The following is an 18,898-nucleotide window of genomic DNA, read 5'->3' as shown; positions in this document are numbered from 1 at the left end:
AGGCGTCCCCGCGGGGCCTCACCCATCACTCGACCGTCACTCCACCACATGCCGTCCCTCAGGTCGCGCACTGCACGAGGCGCGGAAGGCGCAGTGGGTGCAGTGCTGTCCCGCGGTGGGGGCGAAGCGTTCGTCGAGGACCTTGCCCGCCGCCGTGGCGAGCAGGTCGCCGATCCACTCCCCGGAGAGGGCCTCCTGGGCCTGCACCTTGGGGAGTGCTTCTCCGCCGTTTTTCTTGGCGGCACCCTGGCGCAGCTGCACCAGTTCGGCGCCGCCCGGCTCGGGGCGTACGCCTTCGAAGAGGTCGTCCGCGGCGCCCTCGCGGACCGCCAGCTGGTAGACCGCGAGCTGCGGATGGCGGGCGACCTCGGCGGCGCTCGGGGACTGCTTGCCGGTCTTGAAGTCGACTACGTAGGCACGGCCTTCGGCGTCCTGTTCGACGCGGTCCATGGAGCCGCGTACGCGTACTTCGTAGGGACCCGCTTCCAGCGTCACGTCGAAGCCGTGCTCGCTGGCGACGGGGGTGCGGCTCGTGCGGTCCATCACATGCCACTGGAGGAAGCGTTCCAGTGCCACGCGCGCGTGCTCCTTCTCCTGTGCCGACTTCCAGGGCGCGTCGAACGCGAGCGCGTCCCATACGGAGTCGAGGCGCTCCATGAGGACGGCGAGGTCGGCGGGGGTACGCCCCGAGGCCACCTCGTCGGCCAGGACGTGCACGACGTTCCCGAAGCCCTGGGCCGCGGTCGCGGGCGCGTCCGCCTTCACCTCGCGGCCCAGGAACCACTGCAGGGCGCACGTGTTGGCGAGCTGGTCGAGTGCGCTTCCGGAGAGCACGACGGGCTTGTCGCGGTCCCGCAGCGGCACCTCGCTCGCCGTCGGCTCGTACATCCCCCACCAGCGGTAGGGGTGCGCGGCCGGCACGAGGGGGCGGCCCTCGCTGTCGGCGAGCGCGGCGAGGCGGGCCAGGCGCTGGGCCGCCGCCTCGCGCAGGGTCTCCGAGACCCGCGGGTCGACGGTGGTGGCGCGCAGCTCGGCGACGAGCGCGGCGACGGACAGGGGACGGCGCGGGCGGCCCGTTATGTCCTTGGGCTCGACGCCGAGTTCCGTCAGGAACCGGGACGGCTGGTCGCCGTCCTCCGCGGGCGCCTTCACCGCGGTCACGACGAGGCGTTCCCGCGCGCGCGTGGCGGCGACGTAGAACAAGCGGCGCTCTTCGGAGAGGAGCGCTCCGGGGGTGAGGGGTTCGGCGAGGCCGTCGCGTCCGATGCGGTCGGCCTCCAGGAGGGAACCGCGGCGGCGCAGGTCGGGCCAGAGTCCCTCCTGCACGCCCGCGACCACGACGAGCCGCCACTCGAGCCCCTTGGCTCGGTGCGCCGTCATCAGGCGTACGGCGTCGGAACGGGCCGCCCGGCGCGTGAGGGTGTCCGCGGCGATGTCCTGCGCCTCGGTCTCCTCCAGGAAGTTGAGGGCGCCGCGGCCGCCCGTGCGCTCCTCCGCGCGGGCCGCGGCCGCGAACAGGGCGCACACGGCGTCGAGGTCACGGTCGGCGTTGCGGCCGGCCGCGCCGCCGCGCCGCGCGGTGCGTTCCAGGCGCCTGGGCCAGGGCGTGCCGTCCCACAGCTCCCACAGCGCCTCCTCGGCCGTTCCGCCGCCCGCGAGGCGCTCACGGGCCTTGCGGAGCAGCGCGCCGAGCCGCTGGGCGCCGCGGGCGTACGTCGGGTCGTGCGCGACGAGCCGCTCCGGCTCGGCGAGGGCGCGGGCGAGGAGTTCGTCGGAGGGCGGCGGCACGTGGTTGCCCGCGGCGCGCTCCTCCTCGCGCAGGGCGCGGCCCAGGCGGCGCAGGTCGGCGGCGTCCATGCCGGCGAGGGGGGACGTCAGGAGGGCGAGGGCGGTCTCGGTGTCGAGCCAGGAGGGGGCGGTGGCTTCGCGCTGTGCTCCGGGCTCCTCGGCGCCGAGCTCGGACTCGGGCTCGGGCTGCGGTTCGAACTCGGGCTCGGGCTGCGGCTTGGAGTCCGACTCAATCTCCGGCTCCGGCTCCAGCTCCGGCCCCGGCTCCGAAGGTTCTGAATCCACCGCCATGGCCACCACCCGCAACGCCGTCAGCAACGGCGTCACCGCCGGTTCGTGGCGCAGGGCGATGTCGTCGCCGTCGATCTCCAGGGGGACGCCCGCCGCGCTGAGGCTGCGGCGGACCGCGGGGATCGTGCGGGCGCCCGCGCGGACGAGGACCGCCATCTCGCCCCAGGGGACGCCATCCTCCAGGTGGGCGCGGCGCAGGATGTCCGCGACGTTGTCGAGCTCCGTGCCGGCCGTCGGATACGTGTACACCTCGACGCGCCCGCCGTCCCTGACCGGCGTCGGCTCCCGGTGGACCCGCACCTTCTCGGCGGGGAGCCGGGTGAGCGGCATGCGCCGGGTGAGGAGCCGCGTGGCGGCGAGGAGCCGCGCGCCCGAGCGGCGGGAGGTCGTGAGGACCTCGACCGGCGCCGGGGACCCGTCCACGCGCGTGAAGGCGTCCGGGAACTCCAGGATGCCGTTCACGTCGGCACCGCGGAAGGTGTAGATCGACTGGTCGGGGTCGCCGAACGCGACCAAGGTCCGGCCGCCCCCGGCGAGCGCGTGCAGCAGCCGCACCTGCGCCGGGTCGGTGTCCTGGTACTCGTCCACGAAGACCGCGTCGTACTGCGCGCCGAGCGCCCGCGCCACCTCGGGGCGGCGCGCGAGCAGCACCGCGCGGTGGACCAGTTCCGCGTAGTCGAGCACTCCCTGGAGGTCGAGCACGTCCAGGTACTCGGCGAGGAACGCCGCCGCCGCGCCCCAGTCGGGCCGGCCGCTGCGGCGCGCGAACGCGTCCAGGGCGTCCGGGCCGAGGCCGAGCTCACGGCTGCGGGCGAGCACCGCGCGGACCTCGTCCGCGAAGCCCCGGGTGGTGAGGCAGGCGCGGAGCTCGTCCGGCCAGCGGATGTGCCCGCGCCCCTCCTGGGCGAGGTCGATCTGTCCCGCGAGCAGTTCACGTACCGCCACGTCCTGCTCGGGCCCTGACAGGAGCCGCAGCGGCTCCACGAACAGTTCGGTGTCCTGGTGGGCGCGGACCAGGGCGTAGCAGAAGGAGTGGAACGTCGTGGCCTGCGGGGCGCGCGCCGCGCCCACGCGCAGCGCCATGCGGTCCCGCAGCTCGACCGCCGCCTTGCGGCTGAAGGTGAGCACCAGGATCCGCGCGGGGTCCACGCCCCGGGCCACGCGCGCGGCGACGCTCTCCACGAGCGTGGTGGTCTTGCCCGTGCCCGGCCCCGCGAGGACCAGGAGCGGTCCCTCCTTGTGGTCAACCACACGGCGCTGACCTGCGTCCATGCGAGGGGGATCCGTCTGGGCCGGCGGCGTACGCACCAGTCGGTAGCCATCCCGGGTCCCCTGTCGTACCTGCTGGTGCGACGGGTGCCGGATGTGCCGAGTGGAAGAAGGGGAACTCACGTGGGTCGCCGGTCCTGGTGGGTGTGCTGGTCTGTGAGCGGCCGCACGGTGGCCGCGGGGTGAGGGGGATGCGTGCTGTCGACGCTACGCCAGTGGGCGCGGAGAACGCGTGCCTTCCCCCGTACGGGCCACCGGTCCCCCGTCGGGCGGCCGGATGCCGGAAGCTGTCAGGTGTGATCCTCTGGAGCCGCGCCGACCGGAGCCGGGCCCTCGTCGGCCGGGCCCTCCGGAGGCACGCTTCCCGGAGCCGCGCCGTCCCACCGCGCCCGTCGCATGTCGAGCTTCGGGACGTGTCCCTGGGCGGTGCGCGAGGCCTGTCGCAGTGGGGTCCCCTCCTCCCGGTACCTCTCCAGGGCCCGCAGTTCGTGGCCGGGAAGGAGCACGCCGTCGGAGCGGACGACACGCCACCACGGAACGCCCCCTCCGTAGAGGGCCATCACGCGTCCGACCTGCCGCGGACCGCCCTCCTCAAGCCACTCGGCAACATCCCCGTAGGTCATCACCCGACCCGGAGGGATCAGTTCCGCGACCTCCAGGACCCGCTCCGCGTACTCCGGCAACTCGCTCATCCGGACCATCCTGCCGTACCCCACCGACACGGTGACAGGCCCGCCACACAGCGTGCCGCGACCCCTCCGACAAGGCGCAAAGTGTCGTTTCGTGACCACTTCGCAGCCTTGCGTTGCCCCCTGCTGCCCCCCTTCGCGGGCCGGACATGCCACCATCGTGCGGGCGGTGACTGGTGATACGAGATCAAGAAGAGACCACGGAGCGGCAGGGCGTGCATCCCGATGAGAAGGCGGGCACCTCTGCGTCCGAGTCACACCTGGACACCGGTGAGCGCGCCCTGAAGAGCGAGAAGACCGAGAACGGCAACGGACCGACCAACGGCGACGGGGCCCCCGAAACCGGCCTCGTCGACGACTCCGGATGCGCCGACGACGGAGCCCACGCCGAGCGTGTCGAGCGCGACGAACCGCTGCTAGCCGCCCGCGTGCACCGCCCGTCCGACCTCATGCGGCTCCTCGTCGGTGTCCTCGCCATCGCCGTGCTGCTCTCCATCGCCGCGTTCGCGCACGGCACGACGTCCGGGCTCGAACAGGACATCGACAAGGGCACGGACCAGGCTCCCGATCTGTTGATCAAGGTCGCGGGTCTCGTCGCCAGCATCGGCGTGCTGCTCGTCCCCGTCGCGTTCGCGATCGAGCGGCTCATCAAGCGGGACGGGCTGCGCATCGCCGACGGCGTCCTGGCGGCCGTCCTGGCGCACGGCGTGACGCTCGCCACCGACCTCTGGGTCGCGAAGGCCGCTCCCGACTCCATCCAGGACGCGCTCACCAAGCCGTCCCCCGCCGACCTCCACGCGTTCACCGATCCGGTGCACGGCTATCTCGCGCCCGTCATCGCGTACATGACGGCCGTCGGCATGTCCCGCAGACCGCGCTGGCGCCTGGTGCTGTTCGTGGTGCTGCTGCTCGACGCGTTCACGATGCTGGTCACCGGCTACACGACGCCCTTCTCGATCATCCTGACGGTGCTCATCGGCTGGGCCGTGGCCTACGGAACGCTGTACGCGGTCGGCTCGCCGAACGTGCGGCCCACCGGGCAGACGCTGCTCGCGGGCCTGCGGCACGTCGGGTTCCACCCCGTGAGCGCCTCCCGCGAGGAGTCCCCCGACAGCGAGCACGGCGACCGCGGCCGCCGCTACTTCGTCACCCTGGAGGACGGCCCGCCGCTCGATGTGACGGTCATCGACCGCGAACAGCAGGCGCAGGGCTTCTTCTACCGCGTCTGGCGCAGGCTCACCCTGCGCGGCATCACCCAGCGGCGCAGCCTGCAGTCCCTGCGGCAGGCACTGGAGCAGGAGGCCCTCCTCGCGTACGCGGCCATCGCGGCCGGGGCGAACGCGCCCAAGCTGATCGCCACCTCCGAACTCGGCCCCGACGCCGTGATGCTCGTCTACGAGCACACGGGCGGCCACTCCCTCGACTCCCTGCCCGACGAGGCCATCACCGACGAACTGCTGTGCGACACGTGGCGGCAGGTGCAGGCCCTGCAGTCCCGGCGGATCGCGCACCGCAGGCTCGCGGGCGACGCGATTCTGGTGGATCGTTCCGGCACGGTGATCCTCACCGATCTGCGCGGCGGCGAGATCGCCGCGGGCGACCTGGTCCTGCGCATCGACATCGCCCAGCTCCTGGCCGCACTCGGCCTGCGGGTGGGTGCGGAACGCGCGGTCGCCGCGGCCGTCGAGGTCCTCGGCCCCGACGCGGTGGCCGACTGTCTGCCGCTGCTGCAGCCCATCGCCCTCACCCGCTCCACCCGCGCCACGCTGGGCAAGCTGGCCCGTGAGCGGTCCCAGCGCGAGCGTGAGGCCGTCCTGGAGGCCTCCCGCAAGTCCCGGCAGAGCCTGCGCGCGGACGTCTCCGAGGACGGGCAGCCGGACAAGCCGTCCTCGAAGCAGGAGAAGCAGGCGGCCAAGCAGGAGCGGCAGGCCGAGAAGCAGGCCATAGACGACGCGTTGGAGCAGGCGCGCGAGGAGGATCTCCTCACGCAGATCCGCCACCAGGTGCTGCTCATCCGCCCGACGGCGCCGGTCGAGCCGGCGCAGCTGGAGCGGATCAGGCCGCGCACGCTGATCAGCTTCATCGCGGGTGCCATCGGCGCCTACTTCCTGCTCTCGCAGCTGACGCACGTCGAATTCGGCACCCTCTTCCAGGAGGCGGAGTGGGGCTGGGTGGCCGCCGCGGTCGGCTTCTCCGCGCTGAGCTACTTCGCGGCCGCGATGAGCCTGCTGGGCTTCGTGCCGGAGCGGGTGCCGTTCCTGCGGGCCGTGGCGGCGCAGGTCGCCGGGTCGTTCGTGAAGATCGTGGCGCCCGCCGCGGTCGGCGGTGTCGCGCTGAACACGCGGTTCCTGCAGCGGTCCGGGGTGCGCTCGGGGCTCGCGGTGGCGAGCGTCGGCGCCTCGCAGCTCTTCGGGCTCGGTTCGCACATCCTGCTGCTGCTGATCTTCGGCTATCTGACGGGGACGGAGAAGACGCCGTCGTTCACACCGTCCCGGACCGTCATCGCCGGTCTGCTGTCGGTCGCGGTGCTGGTCCTCGTGGTGACCGCCATCCCGTTCCTGCGCAAATTCGTCGTCACGCGCGTGCGGTCGCTTTTCGCGGGTGTCGTGCCGCGCATGCTGGACGTGCTGCAGCGGCCGCAGAAGCTGCTCACCGGCATCGGCGGGATGCTGCTCCTCACCCTGATGTTCGTGCTCTGTCTGGACGCTTCGGTGCGGGCCTTCGGCAACGAAGAGATGACGTCACTGAGTCTCGCGAGCGTCGCGGTCGTCTTCCTCGCGGGCAACGCCCTGGGATCGGCGGCGCCGACGCCCGGCGGTGTCGGCGCGGTCGAGGCGACGCTGACCCTGGGTCTGATCGCGGTGGGCGTGCCCAAGGACGTGGCGGCGCCCGCGGTGCTGCTCTACCGACTGCTCACGCTGTGGCTTCCGGTGCTCCCCGGGTGGCTGTTCTTCAACCACCTCACAAGGAAGGGGCTGCTCTGACGGTGTGGTGACCGCCCTCAGAACAGCACCAGGAGCGCGGCGAGCAGCAGCAGCGCGCCCATGACCTCCACGGCCCCGACCACCGGCACCCTGAGGCCCTTCCCCGGCAGCACCGCCGCGCGCACCAGATAGGCCGCGAACAGGATCGTGAGCCAGGGGTTCAGCGCGTACGCGACGGGCACTGCGAGGGCGTGGTACGCCACCGACGCCCGGTAGTACGCGCGTGAGCCGCGCTCGCGGATCATCGTCTTCACGTACGGCACCGTGCCCGCGAAGAACAGCAGACAGGCGAGGGCGGGACGCCAGCCTTCGGAGAGGTCGCCGCCGCCCAGCCGCAGCGTGACGAGGAGCATGCCGCAGGCGGGGACCACGGCGGCGAGGCCGTTCAGCAGGGCCCGCTCCTCGTTGCGCCACGCGTACCACGTGTTGACGGCCACGAAGGGCGCGGCGCAGGCGGCCGCGAGCAGCAGCCAGGGGTAGGCGAACAGGAGCGGCACCCCGCACACCGCGGAGACCGCCGCCGCGCCGATGGCGGGCCGCACGTGGCGCCGCGGGGCCCTCGGGTTGCGGGAGAGGCGGCGGAGCCGGAGCCACTGCTGGACGTGGAAGGCGGTGACGTACCCCGCCAACCAGGCGCCGAACAGCGGCAGATGGGCCCACCGGGGGCCTTCGCCCGGCCCGTCGCCGAGGAACGCGCCCACCATGAACGGCACGGCGAGCATCGCCCACGCACCGTGCTGGTTCGGCAGCCACGAACGGAGCGCGCCCCGCTTCTTCCTACCCATGCGTCCCAGCATCGCAGCACAGGGCCCGAACAATTCCGGAAAGAGGTCACCCCTTCACGGGACCTAAGTCCCCGGGTTCCCAACATCCCCCAGGCTTAGGGTCGTTGCAGGCGGCACGTGCCGTGCGGCCTTTTCTTCGGGACGGCCAGGAGATGTGACGTTGCAGCAGAGGAAAGACATCGCTGAGTCGCTCGTGAAGGCCGGGAGTTTCTTCACCCGGACCGCTGAGACCTCCGAGGATCTGCACCGGGTGCAGCACACCGGGGGCCGGGACGGGGAAGCCTTCTACCGTGACCGCTGGAGCCACGACAAAGTCGTGTATTCCACGCACGGCGTGAACTGCACGGGCTCGTGCCGGTGGAAGGTGTACGTCAAGGACGGCATCATCACCTGGGAGACTCAGGCCACGGACTATCCCTCCGTCGGCCCCGACCGTCCCGAATACGAACCCCGCGGCTGTCCACGCGGAGCTTCCTTCTCCTGGTACACGTATTCGCCCACGCGCGTCCGTTATCCCCATGTGCGCGGAACCCTTCTCGAGATGTACCGAGAGGCCAAGGCGCGGCTGAAGGACCCCGTGCTCGCCTGGGCCGACATCCAGAGTGACCCCGAGCGCCGCAGGCGCTACCAGCGGGCCCGAGGCAAGGGCGGTCTGGTGCGGGCGAGTTGGGACGAGGCCGTCGAGATCGTGGCGGCGGCGCACGTGCACACCATCAAGGAGCACGGCCCGGACCGCGTCGCGGGATTCTCCCCCATTCCCGCGATGTCGATGGCGTCGCACGCCGCCGGTGCCCGTTTCCACTCCCTCATCGGCGCCCCGATGCTGTCCTTCTACGACTGGTACGCGGATCTGCCCGTCGCCTCTCCGCAGGTGTTCGGCGACCAGACCGACGTACCGGAGTCGGGCGACTGGTGGGACGCCGCGTATTTGATGATGTGGGGCTCCAATGTGCCGGTGACGCGGACTCCGGACGCGCACTGGATGGCGGAGGCTCGCTACCGCGGGCAGAAAGTCGTCACCGTGTCACCGGATTTCGCGGACAACACGAAGTTCGCCGACGAATGGATGCACCCGCACCCCGGAACGGACGGCGCGCTCGCCCTCGCGATGGGGCACGTGATCCTCAAGGAATTCTTCGTCGAACGGCAGACGCCGTTCTTCCAGGATTACGTGCGCCGCTACACGGATCTGCCTTTCCTGGTCACGCTCGACGAGACCGACAAGGGTCTCGTGCCGCACAAGTTCCTCACCGCGGCGGACCTCGGCGGGGCGGCTGCGGAGACCGAGAACGCACAGTGGAAAACCGTCCTGATCGACGACGCGACGGGCGAGCCGACCGTCCCGAACGGCACGCTCGGCCACCGCTGGGGCGCCTCCGCGACCCCCGACTGGAACCTCGACCTCGGCGACACCGTGCCCCGGCTCACCCTGTACGGCGAGGGCGCCGCGGAGATCGTGCTGCCCCGCTTCGAAGAGGGCGACCACGGCGACGGCGGTGTCGTACGCCGGGGGGTTCCCGTGCGCCGTGTCGGCGACCGGCTCGTCACCACCGTCCACGACCTGATGCTCGCCCAGTACGGGGTCCCGCGCGCGGGGCTGCCCGGCGAGTGGCCCGCCTCCTACGAAGACGCCTCCCAGCCCGGCACGCCTGCCTGGCAGGAGACCCTCACGTCGGTGCCGGCCGCACAGGCCACGCGCGTGGCGCGCGAATTCGCCGGGACGGCGGAGGCGTCACAAGGGCGCTGCATGATCCTCATGGGCGCGGGGACCAACCACTGGTTCCACGCGGAGACCACCTACCGCGCGTTCCTTGCCCTGCTCACCCTCACCGGCTGCCAGGGGCGCAACGGCGGCGGATGGGGGCACTACGTAGGACAGGAGAAGTGCCGCCCGGTGACCGGCTGGGCGACGCTCGCGAGCGCGTCCGACTGGGCGCGGCCGCCCCGGCACATGATCGGCGCGGGCTGGTTCTACCTGCACACCGACCAGTGGCGCTACGACACCCTTCCCGCCGAGTCCCTCGCCTCCCCTCTGGGAGAGGGCCGTTTCGAGGGGATGACGGGTGCCGACTGTCTCGCCGCGTCCGCGCGCATGGGCTGGATGCCGTCCTACCCGACCTTCGACCGCAACCCGCTGGACCTGGGAGCCGCCGAGGACCCCGTGGTCGACACCGTGCGGGAGCTGAGGGAGGGCACCCTGGGCTTCGCGGGCGAGGACCCCGACGCGCCCGGCAACTGGCCGCGCGTGCTCAACGTATGGCGGGCGAACCTCCTCGGCTCGTCCTCCAAGGGCAACGAGTACTTCCTGAAGCACCTGCTCGGCACCCACTCCAACCTCCCCGACGACGGGCCGCGCTGCGCGCCACGCGACGTGAAGTGGCACTCTGAGGACGTCGAGGGGAAGCTCGACCTGCTGCTCTGCCTCGACTTCCGGATGACGTCCACGACGCTGCTTTCCGACGTCGTCCTGCCCGCCGCCACCTGGTACGAGAAGCACGACCTGTCCTCCACGGACATGCACCCCTTCCTGCACGCCTTCACACCGGCCGTGGACCCGCCCTGGCAGGCGCGCACCGACTACGACGCGTTCCTCGCCGTCGCCCGCCGGTTCGGCGATCTTGCGGGCGAGCACCTGGGCGTGCGCCGCGACCTCGTCGCCACGGCGCTGCAGCACGACACCCCGGGCGGCGAGATGGCGCAGCCCGGCGGGGTGGCGCTCGACTGGGCGAAGGGCGAGTGCGAGCCCGTCCCCGGACGCACGATGTACAACCTGGCCGTCGTGGAGCGCGACTACGGAGCGGTCGGCGAGAAGTTCGCCGCGCTCGGCCCGCTCGTCGACCAGCTGGGCGTCACCACGAAGGCGGTCACGTTCGACGTCGCCGAGGAAGTCGCGTACCTGAAGGAGAAGAACGGCACCGTGCGCGGTGGCACCGCGGACGGCAGGCCCCGCCTGGACACCGCCCAGCGGGCCTGTGAGGCCATCCTGTCGCTCTCCGGGACCTCCAACGGCCGCCTGGCCACCCAGGGCTTCGAGACGCTGGAGAAGCGCGTCGGCACGGAGCTGGCGCACCTGGCCACGGAGGCGGAGGGCAAGCGGATCACCTTCGCGGACACCCAGGCCCGCCCGGTGCCGGTCATCACGTCGCCCGAGTGGTCGGGCAGCGAGTCCGGAGGGCGCCGCTACACCGCGTTCACCGTCAACACCGAGCACCTGAAGCCGTGGCACACCCTGACCGGGCGCCAGCACTTCTTCCTCGACCACGACTGGATCCACGAGGTCGGCGAGGCACTGCCCGTCTACAAGCCGCCGCTGAACATGCACCGCCTCTACGGAGAGCCCGAGTTGGGTTCCCGGACGGACGGCAAGGACGGCAAGGGCGGCCGCGAGGTCGCCGTGCGGTTCCTGACCCCGCACAACAAGTGGGCGATCCACTCCCAGTACCAGGACAACCTCTACATGATGACGCTCGGCCGCGGCGGACAGACGGTGTGGATGTCCCCGCAGGACGCGGACGCCATCGGCGTGAAGGACAACGAGTGGATCGAGGCCGTGAACCGCAACGGCGTCGTCACGGCACGCGCGATCGTGTCCCACAAGATGCCGCCCGGGACGGTCTACATGAACCACGCCCAGGAGCGGACCGTCGGCGTCCCGAAGACGGAGAAGACGGGCCGCCGCGGCGGCATCCACAACTCCCTCACCCGGATCATGCTCAAGCCCACCCATCTGGTGGGCGGCTACGCCCAGTTGACGTGGGCGTTCAACTACCTGGGCCCGACGGGCAACCAGCGTGACGAGGTGACGGTCATCCGCCGCCGCGACCAGGAGGTCTCCTACTGATGCGCGTGATGAGCCAAGTCGCCATGGTCATGAACCTCGACAAGTGCATCGGCTGCCACACGTGTTCGGTCACCTGCAAGCAGGCGTGGACGAACCGCAAGGGCACCGAGTACGTCTGGTTCAACAACGTCGAGACGCTCCCCGGACAGGGCTATCCGCGCCGCTGGGAGGACCAGGAGCGGTGGAAGGGCGGCTGGGAGCGGACCAGGTCCGGCCGGCTGCGGCTGAGGGCCGGAGGGCGCCTCAGGCGGCTCGGCCAGATCTTCGCCAACCCCGAGCTGCCGGAGCTCTCGGACTACTACCAGCCGTGGACGTACGAGTACAAGAACCTCACCGACGCCCCTGCCGGTGACGACATGCCCGTCGCGAAGCCCGTCTCGCAGGTGACGGGCGAGCCCATCGGCACCATCGAGTGGGGCCCGAACTGGGACGACAACCTCGGCGGCGCCCCGGAGCACGGCCCCAGGGACCCGCTGGTCGAGAAGGTCCGCGACGAGGTGGGCGAGAAGATCCGCTTTGAATTCGAGCAGAGCTTCATGTTCTACCTGCCGCGGATCTGCGAACACTGTCTCAACCCCGCGTGCGTCTCGTCGTGCCCCTCCGGAGCGATGTACAAGCGTGTGGAGGACGGCATCGTCCTCGTCGACCAGGACCAGTGCCGCGGCTGGCGCATGTGCGTGACCGGCTGCCCCTACAAGAAGGTCTACTTCAACCACTCCACCGGCAAGGCGGAGAAGTGCACCTTCTGCTTCCCGCGCGTGGAGGCCGGCATGCCGACCATCTGCTCGGAGACCTGCGTCGGCCGCATGCGCTACCTGGGCGTCATGCTGTACGACGCCGACAAGGTCGCCGAGGCCGCCGCCGTGGAGGACGAACAGGACCTCTACCCGGCACAGCTGGAGTGCCTCCTCGATCCGGACGACCCGGCGGTCGTGGCCGCCGCGCGCGCCTCGGGCATCACCGACGAGTGGCTCGACGCGGCCCGCCGCTCCCCCGTGTACGACCTGATCAGGACGTACCAGGTCGCGCTGCCGCTGCACCCGGAGTACCGCACCATGCCGATGGTCTGGTACGTGCCTCCGCTGTCCCCCGTGGTCGAGGCGGTGGCCGCCGCGGGCCGCGACGGGGAGGACGCGGGCAACCTCTTCGGAGCGATCGACGCGCTGCGCATCCCGGTGGAGTACCTCGCCGCACTGCTCACCGCAGGCGACACGTACGCCGTGGAGGCGGTGCTGCGCCGGATGGCCGCCATGCGCGCGTACATGCGCCACATCAACCTCGGGGAGGAGCGCGACGAGTCCATCGCCACGGCGGTCGGCCTCACCGGACAGGAGATGGAGGACATGTTCCGGCTCCTGGCGATCGCCAAGTACGAGGACCGGTACGTCGTCCCGACCGCCGCCCGCTCCGACGCCGACGCCCTCGCGGACACGCACCCGCTCGACGACGGCTGCCCGGTCGCCGACAGCCCGATCGCCGCCTCCAAGGAGCGCGTCATGCTCAACCTCGGCCCCACCCGGAGGACCGTATGACCCCCGACGCCGTGGTCCGGCTCGTCGCCGGGCGGCTCCTGCGGTACCCGGACGAGCGGCTGTACGCGGAGCTGGACCGCCTCCACGAAGCGACCGGCCAACCGCTGCTGCGGGAATTCATCGCCCACGCGCGTGCACGACGCCCCCTGGACCTCGCGGCGCACTACACGGACGTCTTCGACACCCGTAACCGCCGCTGCCTGTACCTCACCTGGTGGTCGGACGGCGACACCCGCAACCGCGGCCTCTCCCTGGTGCGCGTCAAGCAGGTGTACCGCCGGCACGGTCTGGAGTTCGCCTCCGAGGAGCTGCCGGACTTCCTCCCGGTGATGCTGGAGTTCGCCGCCCGCGAGGAGGAGGCGGGCACCGCTCTCCTGGAGGAGCACCGGGCCGGACTCGAACTGCTGCGGCTCGCCGTCGCCGACGCGGACACCCCCTACGCGCGCGTGCTCGAAGCGGTCTGCGGGACGCTCCCCGGTCCCTCTCCGAAGACGCGCGCCGAGGCGAAGGCGCTGGCCCGCGGCGGGCCGCCCCGCGAGACCGTCGGACTCGAACCCTTCGGCCCCGGCGTGGACCTCCCCTGGCCCGCCGTTCCCGGCTCCCGGGAAACCGCCGCCCGGCAATCCGCCGCCCAGGAAAGGACCCCGGCGTGATGGACCTCCTCCTGTGGGGCGTCATGCCCTACGTCGCCGTCACCCTCCTGATCACGGGCCTCGTCTGGCGGGCCCGCTACGACCGGTTCGGCCTGACCACGCACTCCTCGCAGCTGCAGGAGTCGCGGCTGCTGCGCGTCGGCTCGCCGCTCTTCCACTTCGGGATGGTGTTCGTGGTGCTCGGGCACGTCGTGGGCCTCGTCGTCCCGGACAGCTGGACCGACGCGGTCGGCGTCAGCGACCACACGTACCACCTGATGGCGGTCTCCACCGGCGCGGTCGCGGGCGTCGCGGCGGCCGTCGGCATCGGCATCCTCGTGTACCGGCGCTTCACGGTGCCCGCCGTCCGCAAAGCCACCCTCCGTAGCGACCACCTGATGTACACGGTGCTGCTCGGGGCGATGCTGCTCGGCATCCTCGCGACCGTCCTCAACTCCGCCGGAGCGGTCGACTACAACTACCGTGAAGGCATCTCCGTCTGGTTCCGCAGCCTGTTCACGCTCCAGCCCGACTACAAGCTGATGGGCGCCGCGCCGCTCGCCTTCAAGCTGCACATCGTCTTCGGCTTCGCGCTGTTCGCGCTGATCCCGTTCTCGCGGCTCGCCCACGTCGTCAGCGCGCCCTTCAAGTACGTCTTCAGGCCGTACGTCGTCTACCGCGCCCGGGACCCGCGGGAGCTCGCGAACCGGCGTCCGAAGCGCGGCTGGGAGCGTGCCTCGTGAACCGCGTCGTGCGGCGTCCCCGGCACGATGTCGCCGAGCGCCCCTTCATCGTCATCTGGGAGGCCACGCGCGCGTGCCCACTGGCCTGTCTGCACTGCAGGGCAGAGGCGCAGCCCGCACGGGACCCGCACGAACTGGACGGCGCGGACGCCCGCCGCCTCATGGACCAGATCGCCGCCTTCGGGAAGCCGAGCCCGCTCTTCGTGATCACCGGCGGCGACCCGTTCCAACGGCCCGACCTCACCGACCTCGTCGCGTACGGAACAGCGCTCGGGCTGCGCGTCGCCGTCTCCCCCTCGGGCACACCGACGCTGGACCGGGCGAACCTGGCCGCCGTGCGCGACGCTGGCGCCGTCGCTCTCTCCCTGAGCGTCGACGGGTCCACCGCCGAGCGCCACGACGCGTTCCGCGGGGTGGACGGCGTCTTCGAATGGACCCTCGACGGCTGGCGCACCGCCCGCGAACTCGGCCTCAAGGTGCAGGTCAACACCACCGTCACCCGCGACAGCCTGGAGGACCTCGCCGACATCGCGGCCCTGGTGCGCAGGGAGGGCGCGATGCTCTGGAGCGGCTTCGTCCTCGTGCCGACGGGACGCGGCGAACAGCTCGCCTCGCTCACCCCAACCGAGGTCGAGGACGTCCTGCACTTCCTGTACGACACGGGCGCGGCGCTGGCCACCAAGACCACTGAGGGCCACCACTTCCGCCGCGTGGCCCTCCAGCGCACCCTTCTGGAACGGCACGGCGAAGAGCCCGAATTGGGGCCCCTGTACGCCCGCCTGTCGGCACGCGCGCGTGCCCTCGGCCTGCACGACGGCGAGCGGCGGGCGGTGCGCAGGCCACCCATGGACGTCGGCTCGGGGCGCGGCTTCGTCTTCGTGTCGCACACCGGAGAGGTCCATCCCAGCGGCTTCCTGCCGCTGTCGGCGGGCAATGTGAAGCACCATCCGCTGGTCGACATCTACCGCGGCTCCGCGCTGTTCACGACGTTGCGCGAACCCTCACTGCTCGGCGGCGCGTGCGGGCGCTGCGAGTTCAACACCGTGTGCGGGGGCTCCCGTTCGCGCGCCTACGGGGCCACAGGGCGCGTGCTCGCCGCCGACCCCTGGTGCGCGTACGAACCGGGGAGCTTCCCCTACCAGGACGAGTTGCGAGAGCTGCTCGCGGAAGGACGTACGGCATGACGCGTTCAGTGATCGTCGTCGGCGGCGGCATCAGCGGACTGACGGCCGCCTGGAGGCTGCGCGCGGACGCGGAAGTGACCGTCCTGGAGGGTGCGGCTCGCGTCGGCGGCAAGCTGCGCACCGGCACCCTCGCGGGCGTCCCCGTCGACGAGGGCGCCGAGTCCCTGATGGCACTGCGGCCCGAGGCCGTGCGCCTTGCGCAGGAGGTCGGCCTCGGCGACGCGCTGTGCGACCCGGCCCCGGCGCCCACCACCCTGTGGTCGAACGGCGCGCTGCGCCCGCTGCCGCCCGGCCACGTCATGGGCATCCCCACCGACCCGGACCTGATGGCGGGCACGGGGCTGCTCTCCGACGAGGGCGTGGCCAGGCTGCGCCACGAGGAGGCGCTGCCGGCGAAACCGCTGACCGAGGACGCGTCGGTGGCCGAGTACCTCATCGGCCGGCTCGGCCAGGAGACCGTGGACCGGCTCGTGGAACCGCTGCTGGGCGGGGTCTACGCGGGCCGTCCCGACCGTCTTTCGCTGCGGGCCGTGCTGCCGCGCGTGGCGGCGGTCGCGGAGCGCGGGGAGCCGCTGCTCGAGGCTCTGCGCCGGATGCGTACGCCCGGCGGCGGAGCCTTCCCGCGCGCGGACGCACCCCGCACCGTCCCCGTCCAGGGGCTGCGCGGCGGCACCGGGCGCCTGCCCGTCGCCGTGGCGGCGGCGAGCGGCGCCCGGGTGCTCACCGGCACGCGCGCGCGTGAGCTGCAACGCACCCCCGGAGGACGGTGGCGCGTCCTCGCCGTCACAGGCGACGGCCCCCTCCTCCTGGAGGCGGACGCGGTGATCCTCGCCGTGCCCGCGTACGAGGCCGCGGAGCTGCTGCGGCCGCACGCGCCGCTCGCCGACGCCGATCTGGGCGCGATCCAGCACGCCAGCACCGCGGTGGTGACCTTGGCGTTCCCGCGCGCGCGAGCCCTCACCCGCGCACCCGGCAGCGGGCCGGGCCACGCCCCCGGGGAGGTGTTTCCCGAGGGCAACGGCTTCCTGGTGCCCGCCGTCGACGGACGCGCCCTCAAGGCCGCCACGTTCCTCAGCAACAAGTGGCGGTGGCAGCGCGAGGAGGCGCCCGACGTCTTCCTGCTGCGCACCTCCATCGGGCGCGTCGCCGAGGAGCACCGGCTCGCCGTCCCCGACCGGCATCTGGTCCGCAGCTCCGTCATCGAGCTGCACCAGGCCCTGGGCTCCATCGGCGAGCCCGTCGCGGCCCGCGTCACCCGCTGGGAGCGCGGTCTGCCGCAGTACGGCGTCGGGCACATCGAGCGCGTCGCCCGCGTCCGTGCGGCCGTCGGCAGGCTGCCGGGGCTGGCCCTGTGCGGCGCCGCGTACGACGGCGTGGGCGTCGCCGCGTGCGTGGCGACGGGGACGGGGGCGGCCCGCCAGATCACGGAGGGCTGACAAGAGTCGGGCGGCTCCGACCCACCCGCACGAAGTGGCCGATTCCTCACCCACACGGCCCGCGCCCCGAGCGCCCCGTCAGGACCCGCCGCAGGATGGGCACATGCCCACACAGTCCACGCCGCGCGCCACCGCACTGGCCGCCGCCACCCTGCTCCTGTCCGCCGCCCTCGCGGGGTGCGGCGGCAGTGACGACTCCAAGGACGAGGATCTGTCGGCTCAGAAGCTGAGCTGGAAGGACTGCCCCGCGCCCGACGCGGCGGAGGGCGGCGGCGAGGCCCCGTCCCCGCTGCCCGGCGGCGCCGAGTGGCAGTGCGCCACCATGCAGGCCCCCCTCGACTGGTCGAAGCCCAAGGGCGACACGGTCGACATCGCCCTGATCAAGGCGGCCACGAGCGGCGACAAGGGCGACCGCATCGGCTCGCTCGTCTTCAACTTCGGCGGCCCCGGCGGCTCGGGCATCACCACGCTGCCCGCCTTCGGAGAGGACTACGCCAAGCTGCGCACCCGCTACGACCTGGTCAGTTTCGACCCGCGCGGTGTCGGCCGCAGCGCCGGCATCAGGTGCGAGGACGACTCCGCCCTGGACACGTACTTCCAGCAGGACGCCACGCCCGACGACGAGGCCGAGCGCAAGAAGCACGTCGACAACGTCCGCGAGTTCAACAACGGGTGCGAGAAGAACGCGGGGAAGACCCTCCCGCACGTCCGCACCACCGACGCCGCCCGCGACATGGACCTGATGCGCCAGGTCCTCGGCGACGACAAGCTGCACTACTTCGGCATCTCGTACGGCACCGAACTCGGCGGCGTCTACGCACACTTGTTCCCCAAGAAGGTGGGGCGAGCCGTCTTCGACGCGGTCGTCGACCCCACCCAGACCGCCGAACAGGGCTCACTCGGCCAGGCCGAAGGATTCCAGCTCGCGCTCGACAACTTCGCGAAGGACTGCACGTCACAGGAGGCGGACTGTCCCGTCGGCGACTCCGAGCAGGACGTCAAGGACCGGATCGCGAAGCTCCTGAAGGACCTGGACGGCAAGCCGATCGCCGGCATCGCGCCGCGCGAGCTGACGCAGACCGCCGCCACCAACGGCATCGCGCAGTCCCTGTACTCCAAGGACTTCTGGCCGTATCTGACCCAGGGCCTCGAAGAGGCCTACGAAGGCGACGGCAAGATCCTCATGGCGCTCTCCGACTCGATGAACGGGCGCAACGAGGACGGCGAGTACAGCAACATCCAGTCCGCCAACATCTCGATCAACTGCGCCGACGACAAGGCGCGTTACGACGCGGCGTACGTCGAGAAGAAACTCCCCGAGTTCCGCGAGGCGTCGCCCCTGTTCGGCGACTATCTCGCGTGGGGCATGGTCGGCTGCACCGACTGGGCGGTCGACGGCCAGGCCGACCACCCCGACGTGAGCGCGGCGGGCGCGCCGCCCATCGTCGTCATCGGCAACACCGGCGACCCGGCCACGCCGTACGAAGGGGCCCGCAAGATGGCTCAGGCGCTCGGCAAGGGTGTCGGCGTCGAGCTGACGTACAAGGGCCAGGGGCACGGCGCGTACGACAGCAAGAACAAGTGCGTGCGGGACGCCGTGAACGGCTATCTGCTGGACGGAAAGGTCCCGAAGGAGGGCACGGTCTGCTCCTGACGCCGCGTCCCCGGGTCCGCCGCCCCCGCCCCGGCCCTGTCAGTGGCCCCGCCTACGATGGCCTGAACTG

The 18,898-nt window shown here is 71.9% G+C and carries 11 protein-coding genes; 8 read left to right on the top strand and 3 right to left on the bottom strand.

The window, feature by feature from the left end; genetic code table 11:
* Positions 1–36: 36 nt before the first annotated feature.
* Both DEJ49_RS24290 and DEJ49_RS24285 read right to left on the bottom strand, forming a co-directional pair.
* Positions 37–3,471: an ATP-dependent helicase gene (locus DEJ49_RS24290; RefSeq protein WP_150186095.1), complete on the bottom strand. Its 3,435-nt coding sequence runs from the start codon at positions 3,469–3,471 to the stop codon at positions 37–39.
* A 167-nt stretch (positions 3,472–3,638) separates the two neighbouring features.
* Complete coding sequence (locus tag DEJ49_RS24285) at positions 3,639–4,049, bottom strand: MGMT family protein (RefSeq protein WP_150186094.1); 411 nt, start codon at positions 4,047–4,049, stop codon at positions 3,639–3,641.
* 203 nt (positions 4,050–4,252) lie between these two features.
* Between DEJ49_RS24285 and DEJ49_RS24280 the strand changes: the two genes are divergently transcribed.
* Entirely contained in the window at positions 4,253–7,021 is a 2,769-nt protein-coding gene (locus tag DEJ49_RS24280) for a lysylphosphatidylglycerol synthase domain-containing protein (RefSeq protein ID WP_411757193.1), read from the top strand.
* A gap of 17 nt (positions 7,022–7,038) precedes the next feature.
* Here DEJ49_RS24280 and DEJ49_RS24275 read toward each other — a convergent pair whose 3' ends face one another.
* The gene (locus DEJ49_RS24275; RefSeq protein ID WP_223832972.1) at positions 7,039–7,806 is read right to left on the bottom strand and encodes a YwiC-like family protein; all 768 of its coding nucleotides are present in this window, start codon (positions 7,804–7,806) and stop codon (positions 7,039–7,041) included.
* A gap of 154 nt (positions 7,807–7,960) precedes the next feature.
* On the opposite strand from DEJ49_RS24275, the gene DEJ49_RS24270 reads away from it, so the two are divergent.
* The 7 genes from DEJ49_RS24270 to DEJ49_RS24240 all read left to right on the top strand — a co-directional run bounded on the left by DEJ49_RS24270 (position 7,961) and on the right by DEJ49_RS24240 (position 18,828).
* A complete protein-coding gene (locus tag DEJ49_RS24270) occupies positions 7,961–11,647 on the top strand; it encodes a nitrate reductase subunit alpha (RefSeq protein WP_150186091.1) in 3,687 nt (1,228 codons plus the stop codon).
* Entirely contained in the window at positions 11,647–13,179 is a 1,533-nt protein-coding gene (narH, locus tag DEJ49_RS24265) for a nitrate reductase subunit beta (RefSeq protein ID WP_150186090.1), read from the top strand. The genes DEJ49_RS24270 and narH overlap by 1 nt, the downstream gene beginning before the upstream one ends.
* Positions 13,176–13,832: a nitrate reductase molybdenum cofactor assembly chaperone gene (gene narJ / locus DEJ49_RS24260; RefSeq protein ID WP_150186089.1), complete on the top strand. Its 657-nt coding sequence runs from the start codon at positions 13,176–13,178 to the stop codon at positions 13,830–13,832. Before narH ends, narJ begins: the two co-directional genes overlap by 4 nt.
* Positions 13,832–14,554, top strand: coding sequence for a respiratory nitrate reductase subunit gamma (gene narI / locus DEJ49_RS24255; protein ID WP_150188435.1), 723 nt, complete (start codon positions 13,832–13,834; stop codon positions 14,552–14,554). Before narJ ends, narI begins: the two co-directional genes overlap by 1 nt.
* On the top strand, positions 14,551–15,738 hold the full coding sequence (locus DEJ49_RS24250; RefSeq protein WP_223832971.1) for a TIGR04053 family radical SAM/SPASM domain-containing protein: 1,188 nt from the start codon (positions 14,551–14,553) through the stop codon (positions 15,736–15,738). Before narI ends, DEJ49_RS24250 begins: the two co-directional genes overlap by 4 nt.
* Positions 15,735–17,174, top strand: a complete 1,440-nt coding sequence (hemG, locus tag DEJ49_RS24245) for a protoporphyrinogen oxidase (protein WP_223832970.1) — start codon at positions 15,735–15,737, stop codon at positions 17,172–17,174. The genes DEJ49_RS24250 and hemG overlap by 4 nt, the downstream gene beginning before the upstream one ends.
* Positions 17,175–17,277: 103 nt before the next feature.
* The gene (locus DEJ49_RS24240; protein ID WP_150186087.1) at positions 17,278–18,828 is read left to right on the top strand and encodes an alpha/beta hydrolase; all 1,551 of its coding nucleotides are present in this window, start codon (positions 17,278–17,280) and stop codon (positions 18,826–18,828) included.
* Positions 18,829–18,898: the final 70 nt, after the last annotated feature.

Source organism: Streptomyces venezuelae (assembly GCF_008642335.1).
Classification (GTDB): domain Bacteria; phylum Actinomycetota; class Actinomycetes; order Streptomycetales; family Streptomycetaceae; genus Streptomyces; species Streptomyces venezuelae_F.
The sequence above is the reverse complement of the archived record's forward strand: the minus strand, read 5'-3'. Positions and strand labels throughout refer to the sequence as shown.

What these genes read in the sequence shown, in the direction of transcription:
- DEJ49_RS24240 (WP_150186087.1), top strand. Translation starts at nt 17,278, where the DNA reads ATGCCCACACAGTCCACGCCGCGCGCCACCGCACTGGCCGCCGCCACC.
- narJ (WP_150186089.1), top strand. Translation starts at nt 13,176, where the DNA reads ATGACCCCCGACGCCGTGGTCCGGCTCGTCGCCGGGCGGCTCCTGCGG.
- DEJ49_RS24285 (WP_150186094.1), bottom strand. Translation starts at nt 4,049, where the DNA reads ATGGTCCGGATGAGCGAGTTGCCGGAGTACGCGGAGCGGGTCCTGGAG.
- DEJ49_RS24275 (WP_223832972.1), bottom strand. Translation starts at nt 7,806, where the DNA reads ATGGGTAGGAAGAAGCGGGGCGCGCTCCGTTCGTGGCTGCCGAACCAG.
- narI (WP_150188435.1), top strand. Translation starts at nt 13,832, where the DNA reads ATGGACCTCCTCCTGTGGGGCGTCATGCCCTACGTCGCCGTCACCCTC.
- narH (WP_150186090.1), top strand. Translation starts at nt 11,647, where the DNA reads ATGCGCGTGATGAGCCAAGTCGCCATGGTCATGAACCTCGACAAGTGC.
- hemG (WP_223832970.1), top strand. Translation starts at nt 15,735, where the DNA reads ATGACGCGTTCAGTGATCGTCGTCGGCGGCGGCATCAGCGGACTGACG.